The sequence below is a fragment of the Aliiglaciecola aliphaticivorans genome (genome assembly GCF_054782055.1).
The window spans coordinates 1-4,992 of the sequence record NZ_BAAGTF010000056.1 but is presented as its reverse complement, the minus strand read 5'-3'; the positions used below and the strand labels follow the sequence as shown (position 1 = coordinate 4,992).

General features: G+C 38.1%; 5 protein-coding genes. All 5 read right to left on the bottom strand.

Annotated features, from left to right (window positions below; translation table 11 throughout):
* Positions 1–181 precede the first annotated feature (181 nt).
* On the bottom strand, positions 182–403 hold the full coding sequence (locus ACYVIL_RS19465) for a hypothetical protein (RefSeq protein ID WP_303472292.1): 222 nt from the start codon (positions 401–403) through the stop codon (positions 182–184).
* Between the two features lie 94 nt (positions 404–497).
* Entirely contained in the window at positions 498–692 is a 195-nt protein-coding gene (locus ACYVIL_RS19460) for a hypothetical protein (protein ID WP_460314324.1), read from the bottom strand.
* Between the two features lie 231 nt (positions 693–923).
* Positions 924–2,831 carry a P-loop NTPase fold protein gene (locus tag ACYVIL_RS19455; protein WP_460314322.1) on the bottom strand — a complete coding sequence of 636 codons (1,908 nt, stop codon included), beginning with the start codon at positions 2,829–2,831 and terminating at the stop codon, positions 924–926.
* 137 nt (positions 2,832–2,968) lie between these two features.
* Positions 2,969–3,442: an energy transducer TonB gene (locus ACYVIL_RS19450; RefSeq protein WP_460314320.1), complete on the bottom strand. Its 474-nt coding sequence runs from the start codon at positions 3,440–3,442 to the stop codon at positions 2,969–2,971.
* A 135-nt stretch (positions 3,443–3,577) separates the two neighbouring features.
* Entirely contained in the window at positions 3,578–3,841 is a 264-nt protein-coding gene (locus tag ACYVIL_RS19445; RefSeq protein WP_303472297.1) for a hypothetical protein, read from the bottom strand.
* Positions 3,842–4,992: the final 1,151 nt, after the last annotated feature.

The window sequence follows — 4,992 nt, the reverse complement described above, 5'->3', positions numbered from 1 at the left end:
CGGCATCACGCCATTCGATTACCTGATGTACTTACTAGAACAGGTCAGCCAGCCACATTACGATATCGAGCAATTGCTACCATGGGAATTTGCTAAACGCTAGGTGGGATTGGCGAACGCTTACGGTCTATTACCTCAATATAATTAGCGCTACCACTACTTATAGGTGAGAACGTGATGCTCATAGGGAGTACTCATAACTCTTACAATAACGGGAAAAACCGAGTGTTTTGGCACGAAGTGTCAGCGAGTCCTTTTCCCAATGAGCGAAGAGAATGTTGTTTTTTGTAAAGTTTAGCGTGTTAGTTCTTTGAAAGGCCATTGCTTCTATAAGAATCACGGTTGCCATAGCGACTTTGATTAATATTCTAGAACGCTGGGCTTTTATCGCTTCGTCTTCCATTGAGAATAATTCCTAAAAGTACGTATAACGCTTTGCATAAGCAGTTTGTGGCGCTCTTCCACAAAACCGGTTAATGGTTTTGTTATTCACAAATTTACTCATAACTGACAGTTTGTTTGAGTTGGTCTAACAAACTCTTGTTGTCTGTTCGTTGAAGCCACATTGACGATGTTTCGACTGATAAACCGTTTGAGTGTGTTATCAATGATGCTTTTACATCACTCTTCAAAGCGTATTCAGTATCACCCGAAGAAGAAGAATCTAGCAACAATATGAGCTCGAACTGCATTGTATCGGCTCCACAATCTCGTAACATTGTTCTACCGAGAGAAGTAGACCAAACAATATTTTTAGTTTGAAATTTACAAGTGAACCCGCTTTCATCGTCGCCTGTATCAGCGTCGTAGATGAAAACGCCCTTCCAATCTGCAGCATTTACTCCAAATGTGAGAATAACTAAAAAAACTGCGAGTAACCTGATAATTCTCCTTCGTGGATAACGTCCAAAGCAGCGGCAGCGTTAGCTGTCCGACTGACTTTGCTTGTTAGCCTCGAATTGCTCCAATGCCTCCGCTGCAGGCCTGAAGTAGGTGTTAATATAAGATTGCAATTGGTAACCACTAATCTTCCCCTCAAATAACTGCCTTTTTTCTTCTAGCAGCCTAATGACATTTCTGAGCCACTCTAATTCAGGAAGTAATGAAGCATTAAAATTATCGAACTTATACCGTTCAGAAAATGCATAACAAATTGTATTTCTTGAGTCTGGTATGGCATTTACAAATGCTTCAACGAATTTTTCGGAGTCAACGTATTGGAAAATTGGTATTTCGTAGTAAATGTTATCTGAATCATTGCAAAGTACTACTTTTCGATAGAATAACTTGGGGTCTTCACTTATTAAGTGAATCAATTCATCTCCAGCAGTCGGATAGTCTTCAATTACTGCCTGTTCACTTAGCCGGTCGATATATTTATTTAGTTCCTTGAATTCATCTGATTCTTTTTCGTGAAAACCTAGACCTCCCCATGATTCATATTCTCTGAACCTTGGTCTATTGGAGGTTTGAGAATTAAGATTGCCATTCTCTTTAAGATGATCAATATAGGTGCAGGAAAATTCAAGAATCTCGCGCATAGTCTTCTTCATTAGCCCTATCTTAGATAACCAAAGAAAAATACCAGTAACATGTCTAACAACACCTAACTCAGAGTACTTCATCTCGAAGAAATCGTTTTCCACAGACGCAAGTGCAGTGCTGAACTCGTCATCACTCAAATCCATTGAGTGCCACAATCTAACCCAGTCAGGAGTATTTTCTGTACGATAGTATTCTGACTTTTCGAGAGATTCTTGTACCCGTTCTTCAGAGCAGCAACCTCTATCAAAGAAATCAATCCAAATTGACTCTTCGACTAAAAGATCTTTAAGGCTTACATTTTTATATTTCTTGCTCACTCTTTGATACGGTGTTTCTTCTTTCTTTTTTGAGTCTCTATCAAGTAAGCCAGAAACATATGCAGTTTTAAAGTTTGAAATGTCTTTTGGAAGAATACTCCCGCTTTTTATCTCAAATGACAAAATAAGAAACATTTTTAATAAGTGATCAAGTAATCCATCTTTCGAAGAAGCATCTGGACTGACAAATGATAAAAACCGTTCAAAATCCCAAAGAGCTTGCTTTAAGTGTCTTAGGTTTTGGTATTGTGAGCTTTCATAAATCTCAGATATTAAGTTAATGTTTTTATTGTATAGTTTTTGTGCACTAGTACTTTTAACTTCAGAGATAAAATTAACTAAAGCCCCACTTAAATCAGGTTTTATCTCAAAGGTTTTTCCTACCAACTTTTCCTTTATTCTTCTATATGCAAGTTTGAAGTCATCTCGTTGCTCTTGATGTGCTAATATCTCTTCCTCATTTGCAACAATAATTACTTTGTAACCTTGATGCTCAACATAGTGGTTTATATACCCAAGAAGACTTTCGAGATTAATTGAGGCTCTTTCAAGGTCATCAAAAACGATAATAAAACCAGATGTATTGGTTAGATAATCAGGTAAATTTAACTCTGGAGCTTTAGCAGATACACTGCCATCAGCTTTTCCATCACCGTCTAAATCAATTTTTAACGTAGCCTTTAGCAACCCTTTAGCTATCTTTCCTGTTAAAGCCATGCTTTTTGACGATAATAATGGGTGAAGCTGCTTAAAGAACTCATCTTCTATTTCTTCAAATGAAGTTACGCCATAGAGGCTAACATATAGATATTTACCATCTTGCTGTGCAAGTGAATTCAGCGTTTGGTTTATAAACCAAGTCTTGCCCGTTCCCCATTTCCCTTTCAAAAGGACTGCATAACCGGGCTCCTGCTCAAATGAATAGTAGTACTTTAAAAATTCCTCAATGTGTAAGTTGGGGGCATCCATTACTAATCACTTCTCCTGAACCATGAATTTTGAGGATAACGTCCGAATTTGTTGCACAAACTTGTGGCCTACACTTAGTGTAGGCACGAACAATGGCCGCGAGTTTGGGCCAGCAACATACGTTTGTTATAAATACATTACCCACCGGCATTAACGCGCATGCCTGTAGAATAAATGATATCTTCACTTGGGCATGAATAATTGGGTGTAATAGATGAACAAGGTTGATTCGGCTTGTCGAAACAGAAATCAAATCGGGTTTGCGTTTTTACAGGCTGAGTTAGAATACTTTTAGGTAATTCTGACCATTTCCAGTTTTTAATCACGTCTACAGCAGCTTTAGAAAACTGCTTATTTGTTGAAGCTATTACAGTTATATCTTTAACTTCATTTTGAGGTGTTACTACATATTCAACGGTAGCGCACCCTTCGATAGACTTAATCGCTGCTTGTTCCGGATACCTCGGAGGAAAGCGATTAAGTTGGTTCCATTTAGAAGATTGAATTTCGTTCTGAGTTACCGATAAACCCGGATACTCTTTTTCCATTTTAGTTGATGCACAACCACCAACTATAAGAGTCGTGATTAAAATGACAATACTATTTTTCATAATCGAAGTTTCCTTGTATTTATAACGTTTCAAATAAGCGGCGCAGGCTTGCTGGCTATACTTACAGAAGAATGGGCCCCAGCCAGCGAGTATGCGTCCCAGTGAGCTTGCGAATGAATATAATGTGTTTGTTAGCTACAGCACCTTGAGTTTGTACCACGATTTTTTTTGGTAACAAATGAAACCCATTGCAATACCTAAAGTAAACACAAAATACTGTTCTGTCATTATTCCCCAAACTAGAGGAATGGCTCCTATAGTGAGCGCAATAGATAATCGGTGTTTTTCTGAGTAGTTGACCTCAACTAGCATACCTTTCTTAATTGCAATCTTTTGAGCAAGTAATAAAACAATGATTAAAGCCAGGATAATCAATTGTACAAAGTTAATAAATTCCATTTACATATCCTTAGGTAGCTAACGATTCAAATAAGCTCGCAGGCGTTCTGGCTATACTTGGCGAAGAATGAGCCACAGCCAGCGAGTTGGTGTCCGCAACATAGGTTTGTTATTGCACCACCCCACTTCACTATCGCGGCTTTGCCGCCACAAAATGTTAGTACTGCAACTTGATTAAAATTATTACCCTAGACTAAACCAAACAGCCAGAAAACTGCAACTATTGATAATCGTTATTGTGAACAAGTTTCTATAAAATCGATCTGAGTTGGAAGTATATTGAATTGAATAAACCGCCGGGGAATTGCCGAAAAAAGCAGTCGTTAACTCGAAGAAATACGGGAGATATCCGTCTTTGCGCTAAACAGTAACCTGAAAGGCTTATACGCTATAACGCCTCAAATAAGCGGCGCAGGCTTGCTGGCTATACTTGGCGAAGAATGAGCCCCAGCCGGCGAGAAGGCGTCCCAGTAGGCTTGCGAACGATTTAATGGGGTTGTTATATTTTAATTTACTTTAGTTGCTTTAATAACGATAGAACTACAGTCACCAATTACATAAGGGCCTAGGATAAATTTTGATGATGAGAAATGATACTCTAAATCACAATATTCATATGTCGATTCCAGTTGAGAGTTTCTTGTATCAAACCGCGCAACAATAAGATCTTTGCTTTGTTGAAGAATTAAAATTGAATTAGATGATATAGATCGTTTAACTTCTTCTTTTGACGTCCCAACCTTAGGTTTTGGTGCGTTAACGAAAATAGCAATAAAGCATCTTTTACCTTTAAGGGATTACTTTTTTCAGGTTGAATTACTTCTTTGAGTCCTGTCTTTTCAATCGATGAACATGCACTGATTAAAAATATTAATATCGTAGAAAAACCAACTCTACGTTTATTCACCGAACTATCCTTAAAATATAACGCCGTTTTAAGCGGAAAAATGCGAGCGCGAGCCAGTAGTTTTTCCGATGCAGCAACTTGATACTCATTGAGCCTCCCCAATCAGCGTAACTTTTAGGCTACTCTGATAGGTGACAAAACCAACGGAGAAGCTCAATGAACTTTTATACTAATACACATCCTTACTATTGTGGAATAGATTTACACGCACGCTTACTTTACGTATGCATTATTGATGATAAAG

Coding starts and splice junctions, on each gene's coding strand:
- ACYVIL_RS19460 (WP_460314324.1), bottom strand. CDS start 692: ATGCAGTTCGAGCTCATATTGTTGCTAGATTCTTCTTCTTCGGGTGAT.
- ACYVIL_RS19445 (WP_303472297.1), bottom strand. CDS start 3,841: ATGGAATTTATTAACTTTGTACAATTGATTATCCTGGCTTTAATCATT.
- ACYVIL_RS19450 (WP_460314320.1), bottom strand. CDS start 3,442: ATGAAAAATAGTATTGTCATTTTAATCACGACTCTTATAGTTGGTGGT.
- ACYVIL_RS19465 (WP_303472292.1), bottom strand. CDS start 403: ATGGAAGACGAAGCGATAAAAGCCCAGCGTTCTAGAATATTAATCAAA.
- ACYVIL_RS19455 (WP_460314322.1), bottom strand. CDS start 2,831: ATGGATGCCCCCAACTTACACATTGAGGAATTTTTAAAGTACTACTAT.